This window comes from Candidatus Phaeomarinobacter ectocarpi (assembly GCF_000689395.1).
Classification (GTDB): Bacteria; Pseudomonadota; Alphaproteobacteria; order CGMCC-115125; family CGMCC-115125; genus Pyruvatibacter; species Pyruvatibacter ectocarpi.
In genome coordinates, this window is the sequence record NZ_HG966617.1 from 1,811,498 (window position 1) to 1,836,879 (window position 25,382).

The 25,382-nt window shown below is 58.5% G+C and carries 23 protein-coding genes; 16 read left to right on the forward strand and 7 right to left on the reverse strand.

The features are described from left to right. Positions 1-4 precede the first annotated feature (4 nt). On the forward strand, positions 5-490 hold the full coding sequence (locus tag BN1012_RS16840) for a hypothetical protein (RefSeq protein ID WP_052534887.1): 486 nt from the start codon (positions 5-7) through the stop codon (positions 488-490). Between the two features lie 7 nt (positions 491-497). Here the strand turns inward: BN1012_RS16840 and BN1012_RS08735 are convergent, their stop codons facing one another. Then, a complete protein-coding gene (locus BN1012_RS08735) occupies positions 498-1,286 on the reverse strand; it encodes an NUDIX hydrolase (RefSeq protein ID WP_052534889.1) in 789 nt (262 codons plus the stop codon). A gap of 161 nt (positions 1,287-1,447) precedes the next feature. On the opposite strand from BN1012_RS08735, the gene BN1012_RS08740 reads away from it, so the two are divergent. Both BN1012_RS08740 and BN1012_RS08745 read left to right on the forward strand, forming a co-directional pair. Then, positions 1,448-2,542 (forward strand): EAL domain-containing protein, encoded by a 1,095-nt coding sequence (locus tag BN1012_RS08740; protein ID WP_043949323.1) that lies wholly within the window; start codon positions 1,448-1,450, stop codon positions 2,540-2,542. A gap of 87 nt (positions 2,543-2,629) precedes the next feature. Continuing rightward, positions 2,630-3,823 carry an acyl-CoA dehydrogenase family protein gene (locus BN1012_RS08745; protein WP_052534892.1) on the forward strand — a complete coding sequence of 398 codons (1,194 nt, stop codon included), beginning with the start codon at positions 2,630-2,632 and terminating at the stop codon, positions 3,821-3,823. A gap of 6 nt (positions 3,824-3,829) precedes the next feature. On the opposite strand, the gene spbR is transcribed toward BN1012_RS08745, so the two are convergent. Beyond that, a complete protein-coding gene (gene spbR / locus BN1012_RS08750; RefSeq protein ID WP_043949324.1) occupies positions 3,830-4,963 on the reverse strand; it encodes a SpbR family protein in 1,134 nt (377 codons plus the stop codon). Between the two features lie 268 nt (positions 4,964-5,231). Between spbR and BN1012_RS08755 the strand changes: the two genes are divergently transcribed. The 4 genes from BN1012_RS08755 to BN1012_RS08770 all read left to right on the forward strand — a co-directional run bounded on the left by BN1012_RS08755 (position 5,232) and on the right by BN1012_RS08770 (position 8,640). Further along, complete coding sequence (locus BN1012_RS08755) at positions 5,232-5,411, forward strand: hypothetical protein (protein ID WP_043949325.1); 180 nt, start codon at positions 5,232-5,234, stop codon at positions 5,409-5,411. An 86-nt stretch (positions 5,412-5,497) separates the two neighbouring features. After that, complete coding sequence (locus BN1012_RS16845; RefSeq protein WP_145973439.1) at positions 5,498-6,112, forward strand: TetR/AcrR family transcriptional regulator; 615 nt, start codon at positions 5,498-5,500, stop codon at positions 6,110-6,112. Then, entirely contained in the window at positions 6,112-7,323 is a 1,212-nt protein-coding gene (locus BN1012_RS08765; protein ID WP_043949326.1) for a serine hydrolase domain-containing protein, read from the forward strand. Before BN1012_RS16845 ends, BN1012_RS08765 begins: the two co-directional genes overlap by 1 nt. Positions 7,324-7,431: 108 nt before the next feature. Then, a complete protein-coding gene (locus BN1012_RS08770) occupies positions 7,432-8,640 on the forward strand; it encodes a CaiB/BaiF CoA transferase family protein (RefSeq protein WP_043949327.1) in 1,209 nt (402 codons plus the stop codon). 116 nt (positions 8,641-8,756) lie between these two features. Here the strand turns inward: BN1012_RS08770 and BN1012_RS16850 are convergent, their stop codons facing one another. Then, entirely contained in the window at positions 8,757-9,761 is a 1,005-nt protein-coding gene (locus BN1012_RS16850) for a lysozyme family protein (protein WP_171815938.1), read from the reverse strand. A 150-nt stretch (positions 9,762-9,911) separates the two neighbouring features. Between BN1012_RS16850 and BN1012_RS08780 the strand changes: the two genes are divergently transcribed. After that, positions 9,912-11,378 carry a spinster family MFS transporter gene (locus BN1012_RS08780; RefSeq protein ID WP_197538292.1) on the forward strand — a complete coding sequence of 489 codons (1,467 nt, stop codon included), beginning with the start codon at positions 9,912-9,914 and terminating at the stop codon, positions 11,376-11,378. A gap of 17 nt (positions 11,379-11,395) precedes the next feature. Here the strand turns inward: BN1012_RS08780 and BN1012_RS08785 are convergent, their stop codons facing one another. After that, complete coding sequence (locus tag BN1012_RS08785) at positions 11,396-12,559, reverse strand: acyl-CoA dehydrogenase family protein (RefSeq protein WP_043949328.1); 1,164 nt, start codon at positions 12,557-12,559, stop codon at positions 11,396-11,398. Positions 12,560-12,593: 34 nt separating this feature from the next. Here BN1012_RS08785 and BN1012_RS08790 point away from each other — a divergent pair, with 34 nt between their 5' ends. From BN1012_RS08790 to BN1012_RS08800, 3 genes are all read left to right on the forward strand, one after another. After that, positions 12,594-13,094 carry a MaoC family dehydratase gene (locus tag BN1012_RS08790; RefSeq protein ID WP_338140336.1) on the forward strand — a complete coding sequence of 167 codons (501 nt, stop codon included), beginning with the start codon at positions 12,594-12,596 and terminating at the stop codon, positions 13,092-13,094. Beyond that, entirely contained in the window at positions 13,094-13,957 is an 864-nt protein-coding gene (locus tag BN1012_RS08795; RefSeq protein ID WP_043949330.1) for an HpcH/HpaI aldolase/citrate lyase family protein, read from the forward strand. Before BN1012_RS08790 ends, BN1012_RS08795 begins: the two co-directional genes overlap by 1 nt. Positions 13,958-14,101: 144 nt before the next feature. Beyond that, positions 14,102-15,841, forward strand: coding sequence for a WS/DGAT/MGAT family O-acyltransferase (locus BN1012_RS08800; RefSeq protein ID WP_052534901.1), 1,740 nt, complete (start codon positions 14,102-14,104; stop codon positions 15,839-15,841). Positions 15,842-15,873: 32 nt separating this feature from the next. Here BN1012_RS08800 and BN1012_RS08805 read toward each other — a convergent pair whose 3' ends face one another. Continuing rightward, positions 15,874-17,262, reverse strand: a complete 1,389-nt coding sequence (locus tag BN1012_RS08805; RefSeq protein WP_043949331.1) for an MATE family efflux transporter — start codon at positions 17,260-17,262, stop codon at positions 15,874-15,876. A gap of 240 nt (positions 17,263-17,502) precedes the next feature. On the opposite strand from BN1012_RS08805, the gene BN1012_RS17555 reads away from it, so the two are divergent. The 4 genes from BN1012_RS17555 (at position 17,503) to BN1012_RS08825 (ending at position 20,599) form a co-directional block, all read left to right on the forward strand. Continuing rightward, positions 17,503-17,775: a hypothetical protein gene (locus BN1012_RS17555; RefSeq protein WP_043949332.1), complete on the forward strand. Its 273-nt coding sequence runs from the start codon at positions 17,503-17,505 to the stop codon at positions 17,773-17,775. 52 nt (positions 17,776-17,827) lie between these two features. After that, positions 17,828-18,739, forward strand: a complete 912-nt coding sequence (locus tag BN1012_RS08815) for an alpha/beta fold hydrolase (RefSeq protein ID WP_043949333.1) — start codon at positions 17,828-17,830, stop codon at positions 18,737-18,739. An 82-nt stretch (positions 18,740-18,821) separates the two neighbouring features. Next, the gene (locus tag BN1012_RS08820; protein WP_043949334.1) at positions 18,822-19,436 is read left to right on the forward strand and encodes a DedA family protein; all 615 of its coding nucleotides are present in this window, start codon (positions 18,822-18,824) and stop codon (positions 19,434-19,436) included. Positions 19,437-19,450: 14 nt separating this feature from the next. After that, the gene (locus BN1012_RS08825; RefSeq protein ID WP_206778000.1) at positions 19,451-20,599 is read left to right on the forward strand and encodes an ATP-grasp domain-containing protein; all 1,149 of its coding nucleotides are present in this window, start codon (positions 19,451-19,453) and stop codon (positions 20,597-20,599) included. An 18-nt stretch (positions 20,600-20,617) separates the two neighbouring features. Here the strand turns inward: BN1012_RS08825 and BN1012_RS08830 are convergent, their stop codons facing one another. Together BN1012_RS08830 and BN1012_RS08835 are read right to left on the reverse strand one after the other, a co-directional pair. Continuing rightward, positions 20,618-21,205 carry a nitroreductase family protein gene (locus BN1012_RS08830; protein WP_043949336.1) on the reverse strand — a complete coding sequence of 196 codons (588 nt, stop codon included), beginning with the start codon at positions 21,203-21,205 and terminating at the stop codon, positions 20,618-20,620. An 80-nt stretch (positions 21,206-21,285) separates the two neighbouring features. After that, on the reverse strand, positions 21,286-23,022 hold the full coding sequence (locus BN1012_RS08835) for a hypothetical protein (protein WP_145973440.1): 1,737 nt from the start codon (positions 23,020-23,022) through the stop codon (positions 21,286-21,288). A 186-nt stretch (positions 23,023-23,208) separates the two neighbouring features. On the opposite strand from BN1012_RS08835, the gene BN1012_RS08840 reads away from it, so the two are divergent. Beyond that, positions 23,209-25,365, forward strand: coding sequence for a methyl-accepting chemotaxis protein (locus BN1012_RS08840; RefSeq protein ID WP_043949337.1), 2,157 nt, complete (start codon positions 23,209-23,211; stop codon positions 25,363-25,365). Positions 25,366-25,382 lie beyond the last annotated feature (17 nt).

Sequence of the window (25,382 nt, forward strand, 5' to 3'; positions counted from 1 at the left end):
TGCGATGGCCAAACAGGTTCAAAAACCAATCGAGTTCATTACGCCGCCAAACGTGCTGCGCGCCAAACTCGCCACCAAGACCGCACCCATCAAAAACCCTCTGGCAGCCGCCAACCGGGCTCTCGCGGACATGAGCGCTGAATGCACCAAATGGGTGGATGAAGAAATCGACCGGCTGCACGAGCGGCGTCAGGCCTTTGTGGCAAAGCCTCAAGACTCAAACACACTGGAGGACCTCACCCACACGGCCATGGACGTGAAGGGCCTTGCAGGACCAGGCGGCTATCCAGATGCAGACGCCTTTGCAGTCAGCCTGATTGCCCTCCTCACCTCCGCCGACAATCTGGCAGCCAAGAACGTCGAACTGGTAGAAGCCCATGTAGACGCCATTCGCGCCACCCGGGAAAAGGCGTATTCAGCCAAAGTCGCTGGCGCACTGGCTGCGGAGCTATCTGCTCGTACGGCCGAACTGGTGAGCGAAACCACCTGATCCGCGACTAGATGCTGTCCATGGTGATTTCAGTCACGCTGTAACCAGCGGCCGCTGGAATGGTCAGCATCATGGTGCCATCACGATCCTCGACCTGCGGTTCTACGGTCACGATGGTTCGCGCCTTTGCTGCGTCAAAAGCCTCAGCAACGGTTTTGCTCTCGGCCAGTTGCTCAAGATTCATCCGTGTCGGGAAGATGACGGTCCGCTTGCCGACCTTGGCTTCTTCAAGCGCTTGCGCCGGGCTGATCCAGACAGAGTCGACGCCTTCTGATCCGTCATGCATCGCCACGTGATCTGACGGGGCAATCGCAAGATAGAAGTGTGTGTCAAACCGCTTGGGCATCATTTTGGGCGTCACCCAATGCGCATAGGGTTCCAGCAGATCGCAGGCAAGATGCAGCTTCTCACGAGTCAAAAAATCGGCAATTGGGAGGGCGCCCTTGTCGAGCAGCGGCCGGTCAGCCTCCAGCGACAGGAGACGCTTGCCATCGATCAACGCGCCGCTCTCATCACGGGCCAGCAGCACCCCGGATTCCTCAAAGGCTTCGCGAATGGCCGCGACCCGCAAAGCCAGCAGCTCATCATCCAGATCATCCGCCCCGTCACATAGCGGCCGCACGTCCGGCAAGACATCACCCGGAGCAAGTTTGCCGCCGGGGAAAACCAGTGCCCCTGATGCAAAATCGATCTGGTGGTGTCGCACCACCATGAAGACTTCAAGGCCCTGTTCGCCATCGCGCAGCATCAGGATGGTTGCCGCCGGAACCAGCGGTTTTTGAGCTTTCTCAGACACTGACTTTATCTCCCCCGAGCCCGCTCAATCACCCTTAAAACTGCCACGAAATTGCAGCTTGAGAGTATGAGCGCCCGTTAACTTTTGTTTTGTATCCTTTGACCGATCAAAGCGAATGGCCCGGCAAACCGGGCCTTCGGTGCAAAGGGCTTCGAGCAATCATGTATCGCAATTCCTTCCGCCTCACCAATAGAGAGATTGACGAGGCCTTTGCCACGCGTCAGTTCCGCCTGGTTTTTCAGCCGAAAATTGACCTCACGCACCGCTCCCTGACGGGCGTCGAAAGCTTTGCGCGCTGGCAGCACCCACAGTTTGGTGTCATCCCACCTGCCCTGTTCCTGCCTGTGCTGGCGCGCCAGGGCCGTAACCAGGAACTCACCCGGTTTGTCTTGAGCGAAGCCATTGCACAGCTGGTGCGGTGGCGCGCATCCGGTGAGACAGCCACCGTTTCGATCAACGTCGCACCAGAAGAATTGGCCGATGGTTCCCTGCCTGTTTCAATCCGACTTGCCCTGAATACCGCTGATCTTGATCCCTCCCGGCTCATCGTTGACCTGCCCGAGCGCGGCCTTGCCGCTGAACCCGAGCGCGCCCGCGACACCATTCATGCCCTGTCCGAAATCGGCATTGGGCTGGCGCTTGAATGCGCGCAGGAACCGCTGATTGATTTCACGAATACAGACACAGCGCTGCTCGACCCGACAGCCTTTCAGGAATTCAAGATTGGTGGCCGGGCCATCATTCAATTTGCTAGCCGTATTGAAGGCACCGGCCTTGGCCTTATGCGCAGCCGTCTGGAATACGCAAAATCAAACCAGATGAAGACGACAGCGGTTGGTGCGGAATCAGCTGAAACCGTGTCGCTGTTGCCGTCATTGGGGTTTGATCAAGCGCAGGGAAATGCAATTTCATCCCCCCTGACACCGCAAGTACTGCTCGATTTTGATGCCGCAGCCGCAATGGATGACCTTTTGGGAACGCAACCGCAGGACACACCAGACAAAGCTGCGCTCGAAGACTTTTCACCCCCCACCAGACTTCCGGCAGAAAAAAAATCCCGCATCCAGGTGGTGCGCGGCAACGCCCGTGTCGAGCTGCTGACGCAGGGTAAGACTGGCGGAAAAACCCATGTGGTCAAATTGCCCAACCCGGCGTCTGTAGCGGCAGGCAAGCAACGAGACGAACAAACTGGCGCGCCCAAGATGGGCTTCTTCACGCGGTTGCAAACGCGGTTCTCGCGCACCTTCCAAGCCTGACACCCTCGCCATCGGACTTGAGTGTTGCCGCGGCTCTCCCGCGGCTCCATGATCGCGCACATCAAAAATTCGCCTACGAGGAACCTCATGGATTTGCCAGCAACCCAGTACACACCTGTTTCATTCACGCCCGAGCAGGTGGGTCTGCGCGACCACTTTCGCAAATACATGATGGCCGAGCTTGATCCGCGTACGACGGATTTTGAAAACGGCGAAAGCCCCTACCCGTTCATGAAACAGATGGTGGCTGATCTGGGACTGGCCACAGAAGCCGATCGGCTGGAGAAAACCGGCGGTGCCAAAAATCCGGATGAGAACAGCGACCGCAAGAATGACCCGGACAATGATGCGCTTATGCGCTTCATCCGCACTCAGATCCAGATTGAAGTCGCCCGCGTAAACCCGGGGTTTGCCCTGAGCTGGGGCGCCAGCATTGGCCTGTTCGGATCCAACGTGCGCAGCAAGGGCACCGTTGAACAGGTGAAAAAATACGTGCCGGATGTTCAGCGCTGCGAAAAAATCGGATCTTGGTGTCTGACTGAACCTGGCGCTGGATCAGACGCGTTTGGGTCTATGAAGACGACCGCCCGCCCGGATGGGGATGACTTCATTCTCAACGGAAGCAAGACCTTCATCACCAATGCACCCTACGCAGACTATTTCCTTGTCTATGCGCGCAACACCGATGATGGCTCCATCCAGGCCTTTATCGTTGAGCGTGACTACAAGGGTGTGGATACGTCCAAGCCGTTTGACAAAATGGGCATGAAATCGTCTCCCACCGGACAGGTGTTCCTGGACGAGGTTCGTGTGCCCGGTGAGAACCTCTTAGGCGGTGGACAAAAGGACCGCGACCATGTCCGCAAGTCTTTGGCATCTGAGCGGATTGGTATTGCGGTGCAGTCCTATGCCATTGCCGAACGCTGCTACGACATCGCCGTTGAGTACGCCAAGACCCGCGAACAGGGCGGGCAGCCTATCGGCAATTATCAGCTGGTCCAGAACCGGCTGGCGCGCATGTATGTGGACCTCTCCAACTCGCGCCGCATCGTTTACTCCAACGAGCCAATGGACCTGTTGGACGCGTGCGCAGGCAAACTCTTTGTGGCTGAGGCCGGCACACGTGTGGCCATGGAGGCCATCCATATCCTCGCCGGCAATGGCTACATGGCAGAATATGTGGTTGAGCGTATGGCGCGCGATGCAAAGCTTCTGGAACTCGGTGGGGGCACCACTGAGATTCAGATACTCACCATTGGCAAGGCAATCATGAACGCGTAGTGGGTATCAGGCTGACAGCGCCTGATCTGCTGTTTCGATCTCATGCTTGCGAGACATCTGGTACAGCAAGAAATCAAGATCATCATTCTTGAGCCCGTCAGGCTGCGTCAGAATGCGCTCGATAATTGACCGGCGGAAGTTCTCCCGGTCATGCACCTCGCCATTGAGCGATATGTCATGAAAGACATCAACGGCCGTGCGCAGAGGCAGATAAAGGTTCTGAGACAAGCGCGCCTGCTGGAACAATGCCCGCAACCCCAGACGGCCGGCATCATGGACCAGGGTCCACGCACGCTCCGGTGCAACGCGTGCCATCTGCGCCAGGGCATGTTCAACAAACCGCATTTCACCCATGCACGCGGCACGCACAATAAGAGACCCGGACAGACGGCCTGAGGCCTGCAGGTGTTCCATCAAGGCTACATAGTCGTCGATTGTCGGCAACCCATCCAGCAAAGCAATGGTGGCAGCTTCGCGGGCTTCAAGCGCCATGCGGTCGGCAAGCTCCGACCCAATGCCATGTCGTGACACAAGACGCTCTTTGACTTCATCCGTCACCAGCGCGACCAGGCGCTCAGACACGTTCAAGGGAAGCACGTCGCGCTCCGCCATGAGACCCGTGACGTCATCGTCATCATGCCAGCGGTCAATCACCCGGTTGTAGGATGACGGCGCAATATCAGCGCCCTGATTTTCAAGCATGCGACTGACGGCTTCCTTGCCACCATCTTCCGCAATCGCTTCGGTCACCGCGCTTGAGACTGTCGAGCGGCCGGCAATAGCCGCCGCCTTGGAGCCCCCATTGCTGCGCACGATGGCAATGAGGTCTTCGTCGCTGATGGCCGGGGACACTTCAAGAAAGGGCAAGGCTATTTCGTCAATGTCATTCGCCAGGGCCGCAGCCACGTCAGCTGGAATGTCCGGTGTCTTGGCGATTGATTCAGCCACAGCAATACGAACCAGACTGGCCGCATCCTGAACCATCAATCGCAGAATGTCGTTTGCAAGAAGGCGTTCCTGACCGCTCAGTCCGCCCGCATCTACCTGGGTGCCGACCTTGACGGCAACCTGCGCGCGCGCCTCTTCAGTTGGCGTGCTGAGAAGCCCTGAAATATCAGCCTGCGTGAGTGGCGGTACCATCGCGCTGTCCTCCTGTCGGGGCCGCAATTGACACACCGCGCCCCAGTTAGAGATCAGCCTGCGCCCTCAGGGTTAAGGTTTCGTTTAGCAAAAGATCAAATTCCAGCCGCGTCATAAAGGACGCCCCCGCCCCGCGCCCCATTTGCAACAGACAATCCCACTCATTGCGCCAACTCTTGCCTTAACTCTGGCGCATTCAAGCTGCAAAAGAGCCCCTTCGAAGGGGATCGTCTCTAGTGCCCGTGTATGTGTGGGGAGGCGACAAATTATGGATATCACCTGGATCATCGGCGGCGGAGCTGCGCTCGCTGTCCTGCTTGTTCTCGTCTTGATGGCTACAAGCCGAAAGCGCGCGACCAAGTCAGACCGTCTTGACCATGCCTTTGAGCGTGCCCGCTACGCCAGGCGCACCGGCACCATGGGCTCCGACCGTGGGTACATTCGCTGACACAAGCCACGGAGTAAATTGTCATAGTTGACAATTTACTCACCTGCGGCTAAATCTTGTCACAGTTGACAGGATTGGAGTGGATCATGGCCCGCCCCCAGATGGGAGACGAGCGCAGAGAACAAATTCTCGAAGCGTTTGAAAAATGCGTCATCCGCAAGGGCGTTGCCAAAACGACCTTGAGCGACGTCGCCAAGGAAAGCGATCTCCCCCGCTCGCTGGTACGATACTTTGTCGGCAACCGTGCGGACATGGTCGATCTCCTGATCAACAGGATGATTGAACGTGCCGAGGACGGTCTTGCCCATTTGCGCCCCAAGTCCCGCCCCCAGACCACACAGGACTTCGTAGACTTCCTGTTTGAGAACACCTTTGCAAATGACTTGTCCAACAATGTCGTTGGCGAGCTCTGGTACATGTCCGAGCGTGACGAGAGCATACGTAAGCGCCTCGCTGCGATGTACGGACGCGTCATCCATCTCATGGTGGCGCAGATGGAAGCAGACGGCATCGGCAGCTCCGCCGGTCAACGCCGCGACGCCGCCAACATCATCCTGTCACTCGTCTACGGACAAGCATCTTTTCGAGAACTGGGTATGCCCGGCATGGCCGGCAAAGCTGCCCATACCCATGCACTGACAATCATCGATACCCTCCCGACAAAATCCAAGAAGAAGACATCCAACAAGGAAACAAAGTGATGAAGAAATATCTGATCGGCGGCGCAGCTGCCCTCGTGGTCATCGGCGTAATCGCCTATGCATTTCTGGCCGACAACATCGACCGCGCATCAACCATCGCCACTCTTTTTAGCGGCGCTGAGCAGTATGAGAACTTCAACCGCATGGACGACATGTTCCCGGTCAATGAGGTCCCAGCGTCTACTGCTCCCTATGATTTCCCAGATGGTGATCCAATCACACTCCCGGAAACCTTCACCTACAAGGGCGAGCAGGTGAACACTGAGGCCTTGCTGTCTGAAACAGACACAAGCGCGCTGTTGGTGTTGAAGGATGGCAAGGTCGTCTTTGAACGCTACTTGCTGACCGGTGGCCGCGATGAGCAGTGGTTGTCCATGTCCGTCGCCAAGAGTTTCATCTCAGCGCTCGTCGGCATTGCTGTAGAGGAAGGCTTCATCAAGGACATTGAGGCGCCGATATCAGATACCCTGCCAGAGCTTGCGGGATCAGCCTATGACGGCGTGCGCATCAAGGATGTGTTGCAGATGTCATCTGGCGCTGCCTGGAACGAAGACTATTCAGACCCTGACTCGGACATCAATCGCTTTGGCCGTATCTTTGCGCTTGGCGGCTCGCTGAATGAATTCATGACAACACTTGAGCGCAAGCACGAACCCGGCACGGTCAATCACTACAATTCCACCGACACCCAGGTACTTGGTGCGCTGCTGGTCAAGACAACCGGCCGGTCTGTTGCGGACTACATGTCTGAAAAACTCTGGGAACCAATCGGTGCCGAAAGCGACGCTTTCTGGCTCACAGACAGCGAAGGCATGGAGATGGCTTTCGGCGGTTTCAACGCCACGGCGCGCGACTACGCCAAGCTGGGTGAACTCTTCCGCAATGGCGGTAACTGGAACGGCAAACAGATTGTACCTGCTGACTGGGCCAAAGCCTCCGTCACCCCGGACGCCCCTCACCTGCTGCCCGGCGCCAGTGCAGAAGCGTTCCTGCCGGTCGGCTATGGCTACCAATGGTGGATCCTCGATGGGGATGAAGGAGAGTACTCCGGCATCGGCGTCTACAACCAGTTCGTCTATGTGAACCCCACAGACAACGTGGTGATCGTCAAACTCTCGGCCAACAGCAACTATGCTGTTGACCTCGAGGAAAGTTCCTACCGCGAATATGAAACATTCCATCTGTTCCGCGAGATCGCGGACCGGACATAGACGCCCAAAAGAGCGGCGGCCGTTGATGCATGAGGACATGCATTGACGCCGCCGCTTGCTTATGGATGATCGCCCCCAAACAACACACGCGTTTTCGGGGAGAATTCCATGCTTGAGGGCATCCGCGTCGTCGAACTGGCCACCTACATTGCAGCACCGGCCGCTGCGGGCATCATGGCTGACTGGGGAGCGGAGGTCATCAAGGTCGAGCCACTGCAAGGCGACGCCATCCGCGGCATGCTCAAAAACGTCTCCGCCTCCAATGTTGAAGGCAACCCGATCTTCGACATGGACAACCGCGGCAAGCGCGGCCTTGCCATTGACCTGCGCAACGAAAAAGGAGCGGCCGCGCTCAAGAAGCTGGTGATGTCCGCAGACGTCTTCATCACCAATGTGCGCCCCGGCGGCCTCGCCCGTGCCGGTCTGGACTGGGCAACCCTGCACGCAGAAAAGCCTGAGCTGATTTATGCCAGCGTCACAGGCTACGGCCTGCAGGGCGAAGACCAGGATCGTCCGGGTTTTGACATGGCCGCCTTCTGGGCCCGCGCTGGTGTCGCCAATCTGACAGCACCCAAAGGTACAGACCCCTTCCCGCTTCGCGTCGGCCAGGGTGACCACACAACCGGCCTTGCAACCCTCAACGGCATTCTCGGTGCGCTGTTCGAACGCACCAAGACCGGCAAGGGCCGCCTCATCGAGGCATCACTGCTGCGGACCGGCATCTACTCCATCGCATCCGATATGGCGATCCAGCTGCGCTATGGCCGTGTCGCCTCCACCAAGTCCCGTGACCAAGCTGTGAATGCCCTCAACAATTTCTTCCAGTGTGCCTGCGGCACATGGCTGTGTCTCCTCACCCGGCACTCCGGCGATATCTTTGGCCCCATCGCCAAAGCCATTGGTCGCCCGGAGCTGTCAACCGACGAACGCTACCTGACTGCGAAGTCACGTCGCGCCAACGCGATTGAACTTGTCGAAACACTGGATGCTGAATTTGCCAAACATGACATCGAGGAATGGGGACGCCGCCTCGACGCGGAAGATGTTGTGTGGGCCCCGGTCCAGACGATGGCTCAGGTCGCCGACGACAAGCAGGCCGAAGCAGCGGGCGTCTTTGTTGACATCCCCGATGGGGCGGGCGGCACAGGCCGCTCGGTTGCAAGCCCGGTACGCCTGCCCAACGAAGACGGCACCACGGCGGATCGCGTGCGTGGCCCGGCACCCGGCATTGGCGAACATACCGCTGATATCCTGAAAGAGCTTGGCTATGACGATGCCGCCCTTGAAGACCTCAAGGCAGCAGGCGCAATCAACTAGCGGGCAAGCTCATGGATTGTCCGGTTAAACCGGACAATGGCGTGTTGCGAAGCTACCAAAAGGTGGACCGCCATCCCACGGCTTGACCGGGGGATCCAGCGTGGATCTCCAGCAGTCTAGGCAAGCGTGCCGCGCAGCACATCTGCGTATGACGTGCCAACGGCCCGCGCAGGAATCTTGTAATCGTCGTTGTCCGCATCGCGACGCTCATCGGCGGACTTGTCCCCGTTGAGCGACGGCAGTGGGTCGAGCGACGCCAGCACATCCATGACGGCCGGTGTGAGAACAAGCGCCGGGCGGGACGTCGGCACCGGTGACGACCCTGGAAGCGGGCTTCCTGACAACTGCATGGTCAATGGGCTTGGGCCACTGTGCCGGACGCTCTGTGTACTAACCACAAGCGGTATGGCCTGATGTGCGCCGGCAGGATTGGGTGCGACGGAGGCAACCTGCTGCGGTGCATCTTTGAGGGCTGCAATGGCTGCCTTCGCCTTGCCGCCGATATCGGTCTCACGGGTCAGCCGGTCATAAACCTGCGACACGGTCTTGGCGCTGCCGTCCTTGTTGTAGAAAATCGACTTGTTGGCTTTCGCGGCTCCAGGAAAGAGTGCTGACGCATTGGCGCGCGGATCACTCTCCGCAGCATTGATGAGCTTGATGGCGCCGCCCGCCCCAAGGAAGTGAGCTGTGTAAAGCTCGCCAGACGTCGCTTCACGGCCGATACCGTTTTCCAGCGCCTGCTGGCTTTCCTTTGTGAGCGCACCGGCCATGAGCGCAGACACCTCGGGGTCATGCCGCAGGGCAAGAATTGCCTCCCTGGCGTCACTATCCGTCACTTTGTGCCGACCGCGCGAGGTGGTGTCGATGGCAGCGGCATGGTCTTCAAGGCCAAAGTCTGCGCCATGACGTTTGACCACGCCCAGCCATGTCTGCTCGATGAACTGGAAAAGGCCTGATGCGCTAGATGTTGTGGCTTTAGCCGCAGGATTCAGCGAGCTTTCACGCACAGCGGTCTGCAACAGATAGTCAAAATCCGCCCCCGTCGAGGCGGCTGCGGTCTTGACCGCGGCAACCACATTCGTGGTCGATCCGGACGCTTGGAAATTGGCAACGGCAGTCATCATCAGGCTCCTTTGTGCCCCTACCTGTTCAAACCGCGTGCCAACTAAAAATCGAGGTTTTCTGTTGGTTTCCCAGGCTTCCTCGTTAGGATGTTGTTAACGAGGCCACAGAGCCCGACACCAAGACAATATGCTGGGGAGGCATGCCGCATGACCGGAAACGGCCGCGACGACGAAATTCAACACATTGCAGATGATATGGTGGAAGCCGGGACACAGACCCCGGCCATCCATGACGACGTGGCGCCGTCAGCAGACGAACCGCCCTACCCCAGCCGGATGTATGCCTGGTACGTGGTGGGCGTGCTGGTGCTGGCCTACACATTCTCCTTCATCGATCGACAGATACTCAGCCTGCTGGTCGTCCCTATACGTCGCGACCTTGAAATCTCCGACACCGAGATGAGCCTGCTCATCGGGTTTGCCTTCGCGCTGTTCTACACAATATGTGGGCTGCCAATCGGCCGCGCCGTAGACGTGCAGCACCGTGTAAGGATCATTGCCCTCGGCATTGCCTTCTGGAGCATCATGACCGCCCTGTGCGGCGTCGCCAAAACCTACTGGCAACTGTTCCTGTTCCGCATGGGCGTCGGCGTGGGTGAGGCAGCCCTGTCGCCTGCGGCCTACTCCATCCTTGCCGACTACTTCCCGCCGGACAAACGCGGCGCGGCACTTGGTGTGTACGGCATGGGTGTTTACATCGGCGCCGGTCTTGCGCTGGTCATTGGCGGCATCGTCGTTTCAGCCGTATCAGGCGTCGAACACACCATTCTGCCCATCGTCGGCGAAGTCTATGCATGGCAGGTCGTGTTTTTCGTGGTCGGCCTGCCCGGCATTCTGGTCGCGCTTTGGGCACTGACCCTGAAGGAGCCCGTGCGACGCGGCCATGTGCGCAAGAGCGTGGATGCGGATGGCAATGAGAAAGTCGAATCCGTTCCCGTGAAAGACGTTGTGGCTTACATGAGCGACAATGCCCGCACCCTGTTTTCGCATCATGTGGGCTACGCCCTGTGCGCCATGATGGCCTATGGTGTGTCGGCGTGGATCCCCACCTTCTTCATCCGCACCCATGGGTGGAGTGCCGGGGAAGCCGGCATCTATTACGGCCTTGTGGTGGTTATCTTCGGCACCGCAGGCGTTGTGACCGGTGGCTGGATGGCCGACAAGCTGACCGCCATTGGCTACAAGGACGGCAAGCTGCGGGTGCTGCTCTATGGTGCCGCAGCCGCGATCCCCTTCACCGTTCTGTATCCATTTGTAGAAAGCGCGACGCTGGCGATGGTGCTGATTGCACCCTCTACCTTCTTCGCCACCTTCTGCACGGGTGCTGGACCGTCCGGGGTGCAGGAAATCATGCCCAACCAGATGCGTGGTCAGGCATCAGCTTTCATGATCTTTGTCGTGACCATCATCGGCCTGGGCCTTGGACCAACCGCCATCGCACTGGTAACGGACTTCTGGTTTGCCGATGACACGATGCTGAATGTGTCGCTGGCAATCGTTGCCACAACAATCCTGGTGATTGCCGTCGCCGTGATCTGGTGGGGCCTCGAGTCCTACAAGGCCAGCCGCGACTACCTGGAAGACTGGCAGCGCCAGCACGAAGGCGCGGCCTAGTTCTTCCGCCCGCAGCCTCAATAGCTCTTGGGCAACCCGAGCACCCGTTCAGCCAGGAATGACAAAATGAGTTCCCGGCTGACGGGTGCGATGCGGGCAATCATGACTTCGCGCAAATAGCGCTCCACATGAAACTCCTTGGCATAGCCCATGCCCCCATGGGTCATGACCGAACGTTCGCAGGCGGTGAAGCCCGCTTCTGCCGACAGGTATTTTGCGGCGTTGGCTTCCGCACCGCAGGGCTTGTCTGCGTCATACAGATGCGCCGCCTTCATGCACATGAGCCAGGCAGCCTCCAGTTCCGCCCAGCTTGCGGCAAGCGGATGCTGAATAGCCTGGTTCTGACCAATAGGCCGCCCAAACACTTCACGCTCGCGCGCATAGGTCGTGGCGCGCTCCAGCGCCAACTGCCCCAGCCCGACAGCCTCAGCGCCGATCAGGATACGCTCCGGGTTCAGTCCATGCAGCAGATATTGAAAGCCCTTGCCTTCTTCGCCGATCAGATCCGCCGCAGGCACCTTGAGACCGTCAATAAACAACGCATTGGAGTCGACAGCCTTGCGCCCCATCTTGTCGATCACATGCACATCCACCGCAGACCGGTCCATGTCCGTGTAAAAGAGGCTGATGCCATCCGTCGGCTTGCGTACATCTGCAAGTGGCGTCGTCCGCGCCAGCAGCAAAATCTTGCTGGCACTCTGGGCCGTCGACGTCCACATCTTGCGACCATTGATGAGGTAATGATCACCAATCCGCTCAGCGCGGGTTTCAATGGCCGTGGTGTTAAGGCCCGCATTGGGTTCTGTCACACCGAAGCAGCACCGCTCTTTGCCTGCAATCAACGGCGGCAGGTGGCGTTCCTTTTGCGCGTCGGTGCCAAACACAACGAGGGGCATCGGCCCGAACATATTTATGTGGATGGCGCTGGCGCCTGAGAAGCCCGCACCGGACCGCGCCACTGTGTGCATCACCAGGGCTGCTTCGATCACTCCAAGTCCCGCGCCGCCATAGGCCTCCGGCATCGCCGTGCCCAGCCAGCCGCCGGACGCTATGTCCGCAACAAATCCATCCGGAAAAACGCCATCCGTATCGCGCGCCAGCCAGTAGTCGTCCCCATAGGCGGCACACACCTTGGCCACGGCATCCACAATGGCCTGCTGATCTTCGGATAGCTCAAACATGGGTCTTCCCGGTTGACGTCGTCGATGGTCACGTATTTACAGTCATGCCCTAAAGAACATGAGGTTGGAAATGGCTGGACTGTATTTTGAAGAGTTTGAGGACGGGCTGGTCATTGACCATCCGATCCGGCGCACCATTACCGAAAGCGACAATACGCTGTTTTCGGCAATGACCATGAATCCGGCCGCCCTGCACCTTGACCATCACTATGCGGAAACCCAGACCGAGTTTGGCAAACCGCTGGTGAATTCGCTCTTCACGCTTGGTCTCATGATCGGCCTGTCAGTCCACGACACCACCATGGGCACGACCATTGCCAATCTCGGCATGACCGATGTGGTGTTTCCCAGGCCGCTGTTTCACGGCGACACCATCCGCGTTGAAACAACTGTCATCTCCAAGCGTGAGTCAAAATCGCGACCGACACAGGGCATCGTGACGATGGACCACGTGGCCTTCAATCAGCACGGGGATGAAGTGGCACGCTGCCGCCGTCAGGCGCTGATGCTCAAGAAACCGGAAGACAAATCCTGATGCGGTCCCTCCTTTTTGTACCGGCTGACAGTGAGAAGAAACGCACCAAGGCGCTGGATACCCAGGCTGACGGCATCATCCTTGATCTCGAGGACTCAGTGGCTGCAAGCGCAAAGGCGGATGCGCGCGCGGATACAGCAGCTTTTCTGTCATCCGGTGATCGAAACGGCAAAGCCATTGTCGTGCGGGTGAACCCGCTGGACGGTGACTATTGCGAAGCCGACGTTACGGCCATTATCCCCGCCCGGCCCGACTACCTGATGCTGCCAAAGGCCACTCCTGAAGGTGTTCAGGACCTCTCCGACGTGATGGCCGCCCATGAAACAAAAGCCGGCATGGATGTGGGCGCGATCGGTGTTTTGACAGTTTCCACCGAAACGCCAGCAGCCCTGTTTGCCATGGACGGCTACGTCCACGCGCCGGACCGGCTGGCAGGACTGTCATGGGGAGCAGAAGACCTGGCTGCCGAATTGGGAGCAACATCGAACCGGCGCGCGGACGGCACATACACTGACATCTTCCGTCTTGCCCGTTCTCTCACCCTTGCAGCCGCCAGGGCAGCGGGGGTTCTGGCCATCGACGGGGTCTATACGGACTTCAGAAATGAGGATGGTCTTCGCGCTGAACTGGCAGATGCAGTGCGGGACGGGTTTGACGCCAAGCTGGCGATCCACCCTGCCCAGGTACCCGTGATCAACGAAGCCCTGACCCCATCCGCCGACGAAATTGCCCATGCCAAGGCCATCGTAGACGCGTTCGATGCGGCACCTGATGCAGGCGTCCTGTCACTCGATGGCAAGATGCTGGATCGGCCGCACCTATTGCAGGCCCGGCGCGTACTCATGCGCACGTCGCAACCCTGACCTTCCGCCGTACGGCCCAAAATTAGCCATAGTCATATTGTGTGCGGTGCAGCATAGGTGTAAACATTTGGAAACAAAGGCTTTCCGGCGTTATGGTAATCGAAAAGCCACCGAAATCTGCGCTTTTCATCAGGGAATGCCAACATGCGTCGCTTGAATATCCAGGATTCAGCCTTTCTGACCGTCGAAACTGACGAGAGCCCGACCCACGTCGCCGGCCTCCAGATCCTTGAACTGCCGCCACGCTACAAGGGCAATTTCTTTCAGGACATGTTCGACCGGTTCGACCTGTCGGCCCCCCCCCAGCCTCCGTTCAATCTGAAGCTCGGCGGCGACCTTTCGCGTCTGGAGCTGACCCCGCGCTGGGTTGAAGATCAGGAATTCGACCTCGACTACCACATTCGTTTCGTCCGCCTGCCGGAACCCGGCACGATGGAACAGCTGACGACATTCGTCTCACGCCTGCACGGCCAGCGCCTCGATCGCAACCACCCGCTGTGGGAGTGCTATTGCATCGAAGGCATCGAGGGCAATCGCGTCGCCATGTACATCAAGGTGCACCACGCCCTTGTCGATGGCGTGGCTGCAACTGCGATCATGTCCTCGACCCTGTCGCGGTCCTCACGCAACAAGATGGACAAAGGTTTCTGGCAGATGGCGCCCCAACGCGCCAAGGTTCCTGCGAAGCAGCCGATCAAGCGGGACATGCTTTCCCTTGCAACAGAATCTCTGGGTCAGGTAGCCGAAGGTGTCGGCACCACAACACGCACGGTCAGCGAACTTGGCGGACGCCTGCTGCGCGGCGGCTTCCACATGCTGTCCGGTGACAGCCGCGAAGCACCGCTTCCCTTCCAGTCGCCAAACACGGTCTTCAACACCACCATCACACGGCACCGCCGGTTTGGTGTTGCGACCTTGCCGCTGAGCCGCGTCAAGGATGCCGGCAAGAACCTCGACGCCACCATCAATGATCTGGTGTTGGCGATTTGCTCCGGCGCGTTGCGCAAATATCTTAAGCTGCACAATTCCCTGCCGACCAAGCCACTGACGACCATGTGCCCGGTTTCTGTGCGGCCCAAGGACGCGGTGCAGGAAGGCAACTCGATCTCGATGATCATCACCACGCTGGCAACCGACGTGGAAGATCCGCTGGAGCGCCTCGAGGTCATCAAGCGCTCGTCACGGGCTGCCAAGGACAAGGTCAACCACTTGTCCCGCGAAGCAGCGACCAACTACTCGCTGCTTCTCAATGCAGCCGTGCTGGCGACAAATGCCGTTGGCCTTGGCGGCACGGTTCCCCCGCCCGCCAACCTTGTTATTTCCAATGTGCCGGGTCCGCGCGAGCAGCTGTTCATCAATGGTGCGAAGCTGGTCGCCAACTACCCGATGTCTGTCCTGGTTCACAGCCAGGCCCTGAACATCACCGTGACCAGCTACATGGACTCCATCGACTTTGGCCTGATGGCTGACCGTGAGACCATTCCCGACGTGGATGTCATGGCGGAAATGATCACCGAGGCCGCGCTCGATCTGGAAGAAGCATTTGAACGCAAGATGGAAACCCAGGCGTTCCAGGCATCTGAAGCCCTCGCGGGTCATAAGCGCCTGAAGGAAGCCCAGGCCGAGGCTCAGGCGAAGGCCGCTGCAAAGCGCAAGCGCAAAGCAAAAGCTTCAACCAAGAAAGCCCCGACTAAAAAGGCTGCTGCCAAAAAGAAGGCAGCACCCAAGGCCAAAGCCAAGCGTGCGTCCAAGCCAAATGCAAAGGCAAAGTCTTCGCCCAAGGCAGACAACACGAACAAGGCTGAAACAGTGGCTGTCACAGCAACAGTAGACACGCCGGTGCCCACGCCTCCTGGTGAGACCTTCTCATCTGCAGCTGAATAGCACCCATCACAACGTGATCGCAGGGGGCTGGCCTAATTGGCCAGCCCTCCGGCACCACCGCGTCCAGCGAGGATGCGGAACCGCAGACTGATGACAGTCGCGGAGAAGACGCTGGCAACCAGGAACGCTTCAAGCAATCCGATGGGCCCGCGCTCCAGATGCAAACCCAGATACCACGCCAAAGGCACCATGATCCCGAAGTAAGAGATCAGGTGGAAACCTGTCGGCACCCATGTTTCCCCCATGCCACGCAACGCACTGGCCATGACGGTCTGCACCGTGTCCAGCGGCAGAACCAGCGCAATGAAGGCAATCATGCCTGCAGCAAGCACGATGAGGTCCATGTCATCGCCATAGGCACCGGCAATGGGCTCGGCAAATATGATCAGGACCGCACCAAGCGCCGTCATCACCATCAGGTTGAAAGCAAGACCGGTCCAGCCGGCAACCGCCATCTGATCCTTGTCGCGCTGGCCGTAGTAGAACCCGACACGCACCGCTGTGGCCGTGCCAATGCCAATAGACACCATGAAGGCCACGGCAAAGGCATTGAACGTCACGGCATAGCCCGCAAGCGCTATGGGGCCCATCAGCCCGGCCATCAACTGCATGATGGAGAAGGCCGCGTTCTCCGTGCCCAGACTGGCACCTGCTGCATACCCCAACTCACGCTGACGTTTGCCGCCGTTCCAAAAGGTGCGCCAGCTATCGGCAACACGGCGCCGAATGCCAAACATCTCTCCATCGCGCAGATGCCAGATGTACAAATTGACCAGCAGTGCCTGAAACGTCCAGACAGTGGCCGTGGCCACAGCAGAGCCTACAGCCCCCATGGCCGGGAATGGCCCGACACCGAACACCAGCATCCAGTTCGCCAGCACGTTGAGCAGATTGGCTGCGATCATGATGATCATGCCCGGCAGAGGCCGCTTGATGCCTTCAAGGAAATAGCCCCCCGCCACCGTCATCAAAAGGAATGGCAGGGCGATGCCAAGCACAATGCTGACCTTGCCGCCTTCAAGTGCCAGTTCATCTGACTGCCCCGTGAGTGACAGGATTGGTCCACCGAAAACGCAGAAGATCAGACCAAGGCAGCCCAACCCGAAGGCATAGGGCACACCCCGTCGCCAGGCGGCGCCACAGGCAGGGTGCTCACCGGCCCCATAGGCGTTGGACGTGACAACCAACTGACCCATGATGCCGCCGAGCAAAAACAGCATCACAAACGCATAGGGCACATGACCAATGGCCTGAAATGCCAGTTGCTCTGACGAAAAATTGCCAACCATGACCGTATCCACCACTGACATGGTCAGCACGCCACCGCGCTGCACCATTGTGGGCGCCGCAAGACGCACCAGCTCGGATAAATGCGCGCGATAGAGCGCCAGACGCTCTGCGGAAAATGTAAAAAGGCTCATGGGAACGGCCGCTATGGAATGATGCCGAGTCCGGCAGGGCTGCGCACGCTATCACGCAATCCATGCTGGTGAAGCCCGTTCCTGTCACATCGGCCATGCGTCACGCGTCCCGGTCTTACCGCGAGGCTGTTGGAACAATATGTCGTGTAAACTTGTCTGGTATCGGAACAAGTGCTCACCTATCTCAGGTAAGGCCCCATTCTGGTCCACAGGCCTATTCTGGTCCGCAGGGAGGACATTATGCGCACCAAACTGATCACGTTTCTTATCATCGCGGTTCTTGGCGCTGCTGGTGTATGGCAGATACTGCAGACCAGCCGCCCCGGCGCGATCGTTTTCGGCGCATCCATGCTGGTCGTAGGCATCGCCGTGCTGTTTGCACGCAGCAAAAAACCGTCGGCAAAGAAGCCTTCCGACAAGATGCCGGGCCATGCCGTGGCACTTCGACAAAGCCGTGCCATGGTGCGGGGTGAGGATGGCGAAATTCGCGGACTTCCCGGCGGACCGGCCTAGGCCCGTAGGCGACCAGACCGCGCCGTCCCACCGCCTTGAGGTAACTTCCTGCATGACGTCCCCTGGTTCCACTCGCGTTACGAAAAAGACACCTCCTCCGTCGGCAGATGATCGCAAGCGCAAGTCGCGCTCCTTGCACACTTTGGGCCTCATCGCCGCCAGCCTCACAGGCGCCGCGCAATTTTCCGGGGCACAGGCTGCCGCAGAAAAAGATCTCTTCCGCTACCAGTGGAACGACACGCAGATGGTTGCCCAGCGCGCGGGTGACACAAACGGAACCCGAGTCATCTTCATTCATGGGACGCCGGGGTCTGCCGGAGCATGGGACGACTATCTCGCAGACGTACCGGACGGCTTTGAGTATGTGGCCGTGGACCGTGCAGGATTTGGTGAAAGCGGACCAGACGATGCGGTGACGTCCCTCGCGGACCAGGCAGAAGCCTTGGTGCCTCTCGTTGACACGGCAAAGCGCGCGGGCGTTATCGTCGTTGGACACTCTTTGGGCGGACCGGTTGCCACCATGCTGGGCGTACTGCGCCCGCACAGCGTCAAGGCACTGGTGATTGTGGCTGGCTCACTGGACCCGGCCTTGGAAGAAATCCATTTCATGCAGACGATTGGCGAATGGTGGGGCATACGCCACGTGCTGCCGCGCATGATCCGCAATGCAAACCGTGAACTGATGGTTCTGGAGGCCGAACTTGAAGCCCTCGCGCCCTTGATGGCGAACCTCAAAATGCCAATTCAGGTGGTTCACGGCACGCAGGATAATCTGACGCCATTCCAGAATGTGCCGTACATGGAGGCACATTTCACTTCTGCCCCCCTGACAGTGACCATTCTTGAGGGCCAGAACCACTTTTTGCCCTGGAATTCCAAGGCAGAAATTGATGCAGCCATTGACCGGGCCGCCAATTCCAGCCAATCAACACCCTCTGAAAGTGAGCTTTCAGAAACGCCGTAACCTACCTGAAACGCGATTTGGGCGATCCTGCCAACACGGGTAGATTGCCCGCGACCTGATTCACTCCTGCGCCGGACACCATATGGACCTGTCCTACGAAGGGCTCCTGGCCCTCATCGAGTCGTTTTCCGACAACCAGTTACTGGTGATGTTGGCGATTACGATTGGCACCCTCATTCTTGAGGATGCGGCAACGGTGACGGCTGCCCTGTTGGCGTCAGAAGATGTACTGCCTCACAGCGCAGCGCTGCTGTCGCTCTATGTCGGCATTCTGTTTGGCGATCTGGGCCTTTACGGGCTGGGCGCAGCCGCAGCCCGTTGGCCGCGCGCCCGGCGGTGGGTGTCTGAACACAGAATAATGCGAGGGCGGGAGTTTCTCGAAGGCTCGCTCTTCGTCACATTGTTTGGCGCGCGATGTATCCCAGGCATGCGTCTTCCGACCTACACGGCGGCAGGGTTTGTCGGCATCCCCTTCCCCCGTTTTGCCCTCTATGCAGGTGCATTGGCTGCCGGATGGTCCACCGGGCTTTACACCATCATCGCCATTTTGGGTGAAACGGTGCTCAATGAACTGGGCCCGTGGCGCTGGGGCGTTGCCGCATTTGTGATTGCCCTGGCCATTGTGTTGCCGCGCGTTACAGAGAAAATCATCAAGAGCCGCAGTCAGAAAGCAGCTGCGCCGACTGATACGCCCTAACGGCGCCTTTTCTCTTGCACGACACGAAACCAATGACCGGCACTGCGATTTCTCCCAACCGCCCCATTCATGTGGGCATGCCGCCTCTGGATATGTCCGGTCCGCCGGTTTCGTTTTTTGAGTTCTGGCCGTCCTGGCTGTTTTACGCCCCCATCGCCCTCCAGTGGTGCTGGCTGGCCCTGCGCTATCGCGGGGCGGGCCTGGCGCTCCTCGCCAATCCGTCGTTCCCCGACGGCGGCATGGCCGGCGAAAGCAAACTCGAAATCTTTGACATCCTTGACGGCAAGGCAAAAGAAGCCACCGCCTGCTGGGTGCCCTTGACGCGCACGACTGCCGGCGAGACCGGTGCCGCCACTGATCTGGAAACCGCTTTGTGCGCTCTGCGGGACAACAATATCGAGTTGCCCATTGTTGCCAAGCCGGACATCGGCTGCCGCGGCGTCGGTGTACAGCCGATCCGGTCGGTCGAGGATCTCACGACCTATCTCACCAACTTCCCTGCGGGTGCCAGCATGGTGCTGCAGGACATGATTGAACATGAAGCTGAGGCTGGCGTGTTTTACATCCGCCTGCCGGGCGAACCCAAAGGCTTCATTTTTTCGATGACGTTGAAGTATTTTCCCCACGTCATCGGTGATGGCGTTTCAACCCTCAAGGAGCTCATCTGCGCTGATATGCGCGCTGGGGTGTTGCAACACATTTACCTGCCTCGCCACACACACCGCCTTGACACAGTGCTGCCAAAGGGTGAGCCCTTCCGTCTGGCGTTTGCCGGCAGTCACTCCCGCGGCACAATCTTTCGGGATGGCGCGGCCTACATCACCCCACAGATGGAAGATGCGTTTGACGAAGTCGCAAAAAGCATCCCCGAATTCTATATCGGCCGATTTGATATTCGCTTTGAGAGCATGGAGAATCTGCAGCAAGGTGAAGGTTTCACGCTGATGGAAATCAACGGGGCCGGCGGGGAGGCAACCCACATCTGGGATCGCAAGACCACACTGCGCCAGGCCTACACCACGTTGTTTGAACAAAACCGGTTGCTGTTTGAAATCGGCTTCCGCAATCGCAAGCGCGGGTTCAAGCCACCGAGCATCTGGCGGCTTTATGACGCCTTCAGGCGCGAGCAGAACCTCTTCAACCGTTACCCGCTGACCAAGTAAACAAGAGCGGGCGCGCGATCACAGTTCAGGGCGCCAATGGCTCATGCGGTCATCAAGGTCCGGCCGCACCCGTTCGTTTGGTGGCGTAACGACTGACCCGAAATACATGAAACCCGCCACGCGCTCATTTTCGTGCAGGCGCAACGCCTGCAGAACCATCGAATCATAGGCATACCATTCGGTCAGCCACTGCCCGGCCAGACCCATGGCGGTTGCCGCATTGAGCATGTTCTGGCACACCGCACCGGACGACAAAATCTGTTCCCACTCGGGAATTTTGGACTCTGGATTCACGACCGAGATAACCGCGACGACCGCCTTGGCACGGGTAAATCTTTCACGCTCGAACTGCCGCCGGTCATCTTCGTCCGGCATGCCGCTGGCAAGATAGGCCGCCTCCAGCACCCCACCGAACTGGGCGCGGGCGTTTCCTTCAAAGACGATGAAGCGCCACGGACCCAATTTGCCGTGATCCGGCACGCGAAGACCGGCTTTCAGAATGTCTGACAACTGATCTGCATCCGGACCATCCTGCCCCATATCCCGGGCAACAATGGAACGGCGCGTTTTCAGAAGCTGGACGAGGTCGTTCGGCGAATTGGTCATACTCACAAGCCTGCAGATTGGCGACATTTACCCGCCAACGTAGTGGCTTTGCGTGCAATCGCAAGCATAAGCCACACAGCTTACTGAGCGACAGTACCCTCAATATCAGCACGGATTTGCGGCGCTGGAGATGTGAGCAATCCAACCACATCAATGTCAGGTGGGGATGATTTTCCAGACCCGTTTACGCCGGAACGCAACTGCGCCAGTGAAAAATCCATCCGCACGTCGTAGGTCCGTTCGGTCTGATTGCGCAGACGCTGCTCCGCCTCGTACCAGGCACGCTTGGTATTACCATCCCTGCAGGACGCGAGTTCCGCAGGATCAGTCGCACCCCACCGCCGCTCCGGGCAGTGATACGGGTCAAACGACAGATCAAACAGCCGCTTCTGCACTTCATCAAATCCAAGTTCAACCGGGGCACCGGCTGAGTTTGTATAGGTGATGGAGCACGCAGCGACTTCCTGACGATAGACAGACAGCAGATCCGCCCGAACATCCGTGCCGGTGTATTTCACCCGCTCACTGCCGGTCTCCACCAGCTCCACGAACCGGGCGATCTCGTCGCGCAATTCCACGAAGGATGTTTTCAGCCGCGCATCACGTGACGGCGTGGAATATGTCTCCCACTCTCCGCTCGTCCCATAGATGTTTTGCGGTAGCCGCGATGGTTGAGGCTTGCGGTTGATGCCGCCTGAGACGGCCTCCTCCACCGCATACACCCGATAGGTAAGGTCATCACACAGACCACGCATCATGTTGCGTGTTTCCGTCAGCGGATCATAGACGAGGTTACGTCCAGCAACCGCGGTGCGGACCCAGTCATAATAGTCGAGCCGCTGACCATTGAAGGCGAAGGACGCCCCCTGCCACTGACGCTTGTTCTGCGCCCCAGTGCCGAAATACTGATCGACAGAGAAGTCTTCCAGATCGCTGTTTTGCGTGTAGGTGTATCGGCCGCCAACCAGGCTGCCATCTGGGGCGCGTGTGGCACCGACGAGTTGAACGGGCCGCCAGTTCTTGAAGCCCGCCCCCATGGTCGGCCGGGACCGGACGAATTTGCGGCCATAGACACCGCGGGTAATCGAATTGTCCGGGTGTGCGTCGATGTAGTGAATGCGCCCATCCGGATCGACCCGGTACACCACGGCCACGTGACCATTGGGGTCATAGATATTTGTGCCCGGACGAATGGAGCGCGGGTCAACGCTGCTGGAATAATGATCCGCAGGCAGACCCCGCTTCTCTTCGGGGTGATAGCGATACATGGCCGTCGACACATAGTTCGACACCCGGCGCAGCACATCCGGCCCATCCATGGGTTGCTGACCAGGCCAGTTGATCACCACGGCTTTTTCAATAATGCGGTTGCCCGATGCCACATATCGCACGTCTCGAGTATAGCCATTGGGCGCCACAGCAGACGCGAATGCGAAGGGCAGACCGTTCATCCACGCGAAATAGCCGCGCAGGGTGTAAGGCAGGTCAGCGCAGTCGGCAAAATAGTTCACGCCGCGTGGGTTGCTGCCGCGATACACATTGGCCGCATGCTTCAGGCACTGATCCGTCGTGCGGCAGTTGCTTTCGCCAATGGCCGTGATGAAATCCTCATAGGCCTTCTCATCCGTCGCCGTCCAGCGATCACGCAGGATGCGCCACGACCTGTCGGTGCGAACCGGCGGAAGTGGTGCCGTCGCATCTGACGATTGTTCGAACTGTGTTGGACCTGTTTGAGCAAGTGCGGTCGAGGAAGCGGTGGCACCAGCCAATGAAACAACACCCGCAATAATTGCGGACGCGCCAATTCGAGATTTCATGCCCAGCCCTTCGATATCTTCAACAGCACCCAAGCGGAAGGTTAACAAGTTCTGACGCTCGCGTCGCCGCAACTTTTCTGCAACCAGGCCGGGTTTACGCAACCTTAAAGTGTGACATCTAATTATCCGCGCGGGGTCGAGCTGGGACGTGTCAATGCACGCGCCCGGCCTGTTAGGGGCTACAGAATGCACATCAAATCGCTGAATTCCATGAAACTGTCGCACAAGCTGCAGGCGGTCATCGTCGGACTTGCGGCAACCGCCGCACTTGTTACCAGTGTTCTTGGCTTTTTCGGCGCCCGGTCGGCGCTGGACCATGCCATCGAAAAAGAGCTCATGGTCATCTCGACCGATCGCGCAACTGCGGTTGAGACATATCTCAAAAGCATAGATGAAGAGATCAAATTCCTTGCCAGCAACGACATGATTGCAGATGCGGTCATTTCGTTCACGGACGGCTGGAATGCATTGCAGGGTCAGCCGACATCAACCCTGCAGAAGCATTACATCACCGAAAACCCCAATCCCATCGGGTCCAAGGAAGTCCTTGATCAGGCGCGGGATGGCTCGCTGTACTCGGATTATCATGGCTATTACCACCCATGGTTCCGCGACCTGCAGCAAAGCCGTGAATATTATGACGTCTTCCTGTTCGATACGGATGGCAACCTGATCTATTCCGTCTTCAAGGAACTCGACTACGCAACCAATCTTGTGTCCGGTAAATGGGCCGAAAGCGGCCTTGGCCGGGTTTACCGCGCTGCGTCCAAGGCAGCAGCCGGGGAAACCGTATTTGATGATTTTGCGCCTTACGCGCCATCCGCTGATGCGCCCGCCAGCTTTATCGCGACACCTGTTTTCGATCGCAACAACACCCGCATCGGTGTGATCGCGTATCAGATGCCATCCGGCGTCATCAACCGGATTATGGCTGAAGTAGAAGGGTTGGGCGAAACCGGCCAGAGCTACATCGTTGGTAGCGATCTCCTGATGCGCTCGAACTCCCGCTTTCAGGAAGAAAGCACGATGCTGACGGTCGAGGTGGATAGCCCTGCCGTGCGTCATGCGCTGGAAGGTGGCCATGGCGTCGATATTGAACCCAGCCTCGAGGGCCAGGAAGCATTTGCGGCCTACTCACTGATAGATGTGTTTGGCATCAAATGGGCTGTGATCGCCGAGATTGAAATCGCTGAGGCAGAAAAGGACGTAACCGCCCTGCTCTACACCTTCATGGTCGTCGGCGTCATTGTCATTCTCACCGCAGGCGCCTTGGGTACGTTGATGTCCAGACAGGTCTCCAAACCTGTTACCGCGATGACAGGCGCAATGCGTCGCCTGGCTGACAGAGACTGGTCCGCAGAAATTCCACACACCGATCGCCAGGATGAAATCGGCGAGATGGCAAGTGCCGTCCTGGTGTTCAAGGAAAATGGTCAGGAAGCAGAGCGTTTGCAGGCGAACGAGGCTGAACGCGAGGCGCGGGCAGCTGAAGACAAACGCCAGGCCATGAACCAGTTGGCAGATTCCTTTGAAACCTCCGTTGGAGAAATCGTGGAAGCGGTTTCATCGACAGCCATGGACCTGAAGGAAACCGCACAGGGCGTTGCAGCCATTGCCGAAGAAACCACCGCACAGTCTGCCACTGTTGCAGCAGCTGCCGAGGAATCTTCCGTCAATGTGCAGACCGTGTCGTCAGCAACAGAAGAGATGTCAGCGTCTATCTCGGAAATGCAGCAGCAGGTCATGCGCTCCCGCGATGTGTCCGAACATGCCGCCGAGAGCGTGGAAAAGGCAGTCGGACAGGTGACAGGCCTCTCCGAGGCTGCCAACCAGATTGGTGATGTGCTGGGCCTCATTCAGGACATTGCCGAGCAGACAAATTTGTTGGCACTCAACGCAACCATTGAGGCCGCCCGTGCGGGTGACGCCGGCAAGGGATTTGCGGTGGTTGCCAGCGAAGTGAAGTCTCTGGCAACGCAAACCCAGAAAGCGACGGAGCAGATCCGTCAGCAGATCGAAGGTGTGCAGACAGAAAGCCAGACAGCGGTTTCCGCCATCGGTGGCATCCGGGAGGTCATCAGTCAGGTGACTGAAATCTCCCAGTCCATCGCTGTTGCCATTGAAGAGCAGACAGCCGCAACCGGCGAGATTGCCCGCAATGCGCAGCAGGCGGCCGGTGGGACCCATGAAGTGTCTTCAAGCGTGAAGGGCGTCAGCGAGGCATCGCAACAGGCATCTGCTGCCTCAACCGAGCTCCTTGCCTCGTCCAACAGTCTGGCAGAACAGGGCGACACTTTGCGTGAGCGCATGAATACGTTCATCCAGAAGGTCAGAGCCGCATAGTCAGAATACGGACGGCC

Bases quoted from the DNA above. Each gene is read 5' to 3' on its own strand.
- BN1012_RS08745 (WP_052534892.1), top strand. From the start codon at position 2,630: ATGGATTTGCCAGCAACCCAGTACACACCTGTTTCATTCACGCCCGAG.
- BN1012_RS16850 (WP_171815938.1), bottom strand. From the start codon at position 9,761: ATGACTGCCGTTGCCAATTTCCAAGCGTCCGGATCGACCACGAATGTG.
- BN1012_RS08785 (WP_043949328.1), bottom strand. From the start codon at position 12,559: ATGTTTGAGCTATCCGAAGATCAGCAGGCCATTGTGGATGCCGTGGCC.
- BN1012_RS17555 (WP_043949332.1), top strand. From the start codon at position 17,503: ATGCGCACCAAACTGATCACGTTTCTTATCATCGCGGTTCTTGGCGCT.
- BN1012_RS08820 (WP_043949334.1), top strand. From the start codon at position 18,822: ATGGACCTGTCCTACGAAGGGCTCCTGGCCCTCATCGAGTCGTTTTCC.
- spbR (WP_043949324.1), bottom strand. From the start codon at position 4,963: ATGGTACCGCCACTCACGCAGGCTGATATTTCAGGGCTTCTCAGCACG.
- BN1012_RS08840 (WP_043949337.1), top strand. From the start codon at position 23,209: ATGCACATCAAATCGCTGAATTCCATGAAACTGTCGCACAAGCTGCAG.
- BN1012_RS08740 (WP_043949323.1), top strand. From the start codon at position 1,448: ATGTATCGCAATTCCTTCCGCCTCACCAATAGAGAGATTGACGAGGCC.
- BN1012_RS08755 (WP_043949325.1), top strand. From the start codon at position 5,232: ATGGATATCACCTGGATCATCGGCGGCGGAGCTGCGCTCGCTGTCCTG.
- BN1012_RS08780 (WP_197538292.1), top strand. From the start codon at position 9,912: ATGACCGGAAACGGCCGCGACGACGAAATTCAACACATTGCAGATGAT.
- BN1012_RS08765 (WP_043949326.1), top strand. From the start codon at position 6,112: ATGAAGAAATATCTGATCGGCGGCGCAGCTGCCCTCGTGGTCATCGGC.
- BN1012_RS08835 (WP_145973440.1), bottom strand. From the start codon at position 23,022: ATGAAATCTCGAATTGGCGCGTCCGCAATTATTGCGGGTGTTGTTTCA.
- BN1012_RS08805 (WP_043949331.1), bottom strand. From the start codon at position 17,262: ATGAGCCTTTTTACATTTTCCGCAGAGCGTCTGGCGCTCTATCGCGCG.
- BN1012_RS08770 (WP_043949327.1), top strand. From the start codon at position 7,432: ATGCTTGAGGGCATCCGCGTCGTCGAACTGGCCACCTACATTGCAGCA.
- BN1012_RS16840 (WP_052534887.1), top strand. From the start codon at position 5: ATGGCCAAACAGGTTCAAAAACCAATCGAGTTCATTACGCCGCCAAAC.
- BN1012_RS08830 (WP_043949336.1), bottom strand. From the start codon at position 21,205: ATGACCAATTCGCCGAACGACCTCGTCCAGCTTCTGAAAACGCGCCGT.
- BN1012_RS08800 (WP_052534901.1), top strand. From the start codon at position 14,102: ATGCGTCGCTTGAATATCCAGGATTCAGCCTTTCTGACCGTCGAAACT.
- BN1012_RS08815 (WP_043949333.1), top strand. From the start codon at position 17,828: ATGACGTCCCCTGGTTCCACTCGCGTTACGAAAAAGACACCTCCTCCG.
- BN1012_RS08795 (WP_043949330.1), top strand. From the start codon at position 13,094: ATGCGGTCCCTCCTTTTTGTACCGGCTGACAGTGAGAAGAAACGCACC.
- BN1012_RS16845 (WP_145973439.1), top strand. From the start codon at position 5,498: ATGGCCCGCCCCCAGATGGGAGACGAGCGCAGAGAACAAATTCTCGAA.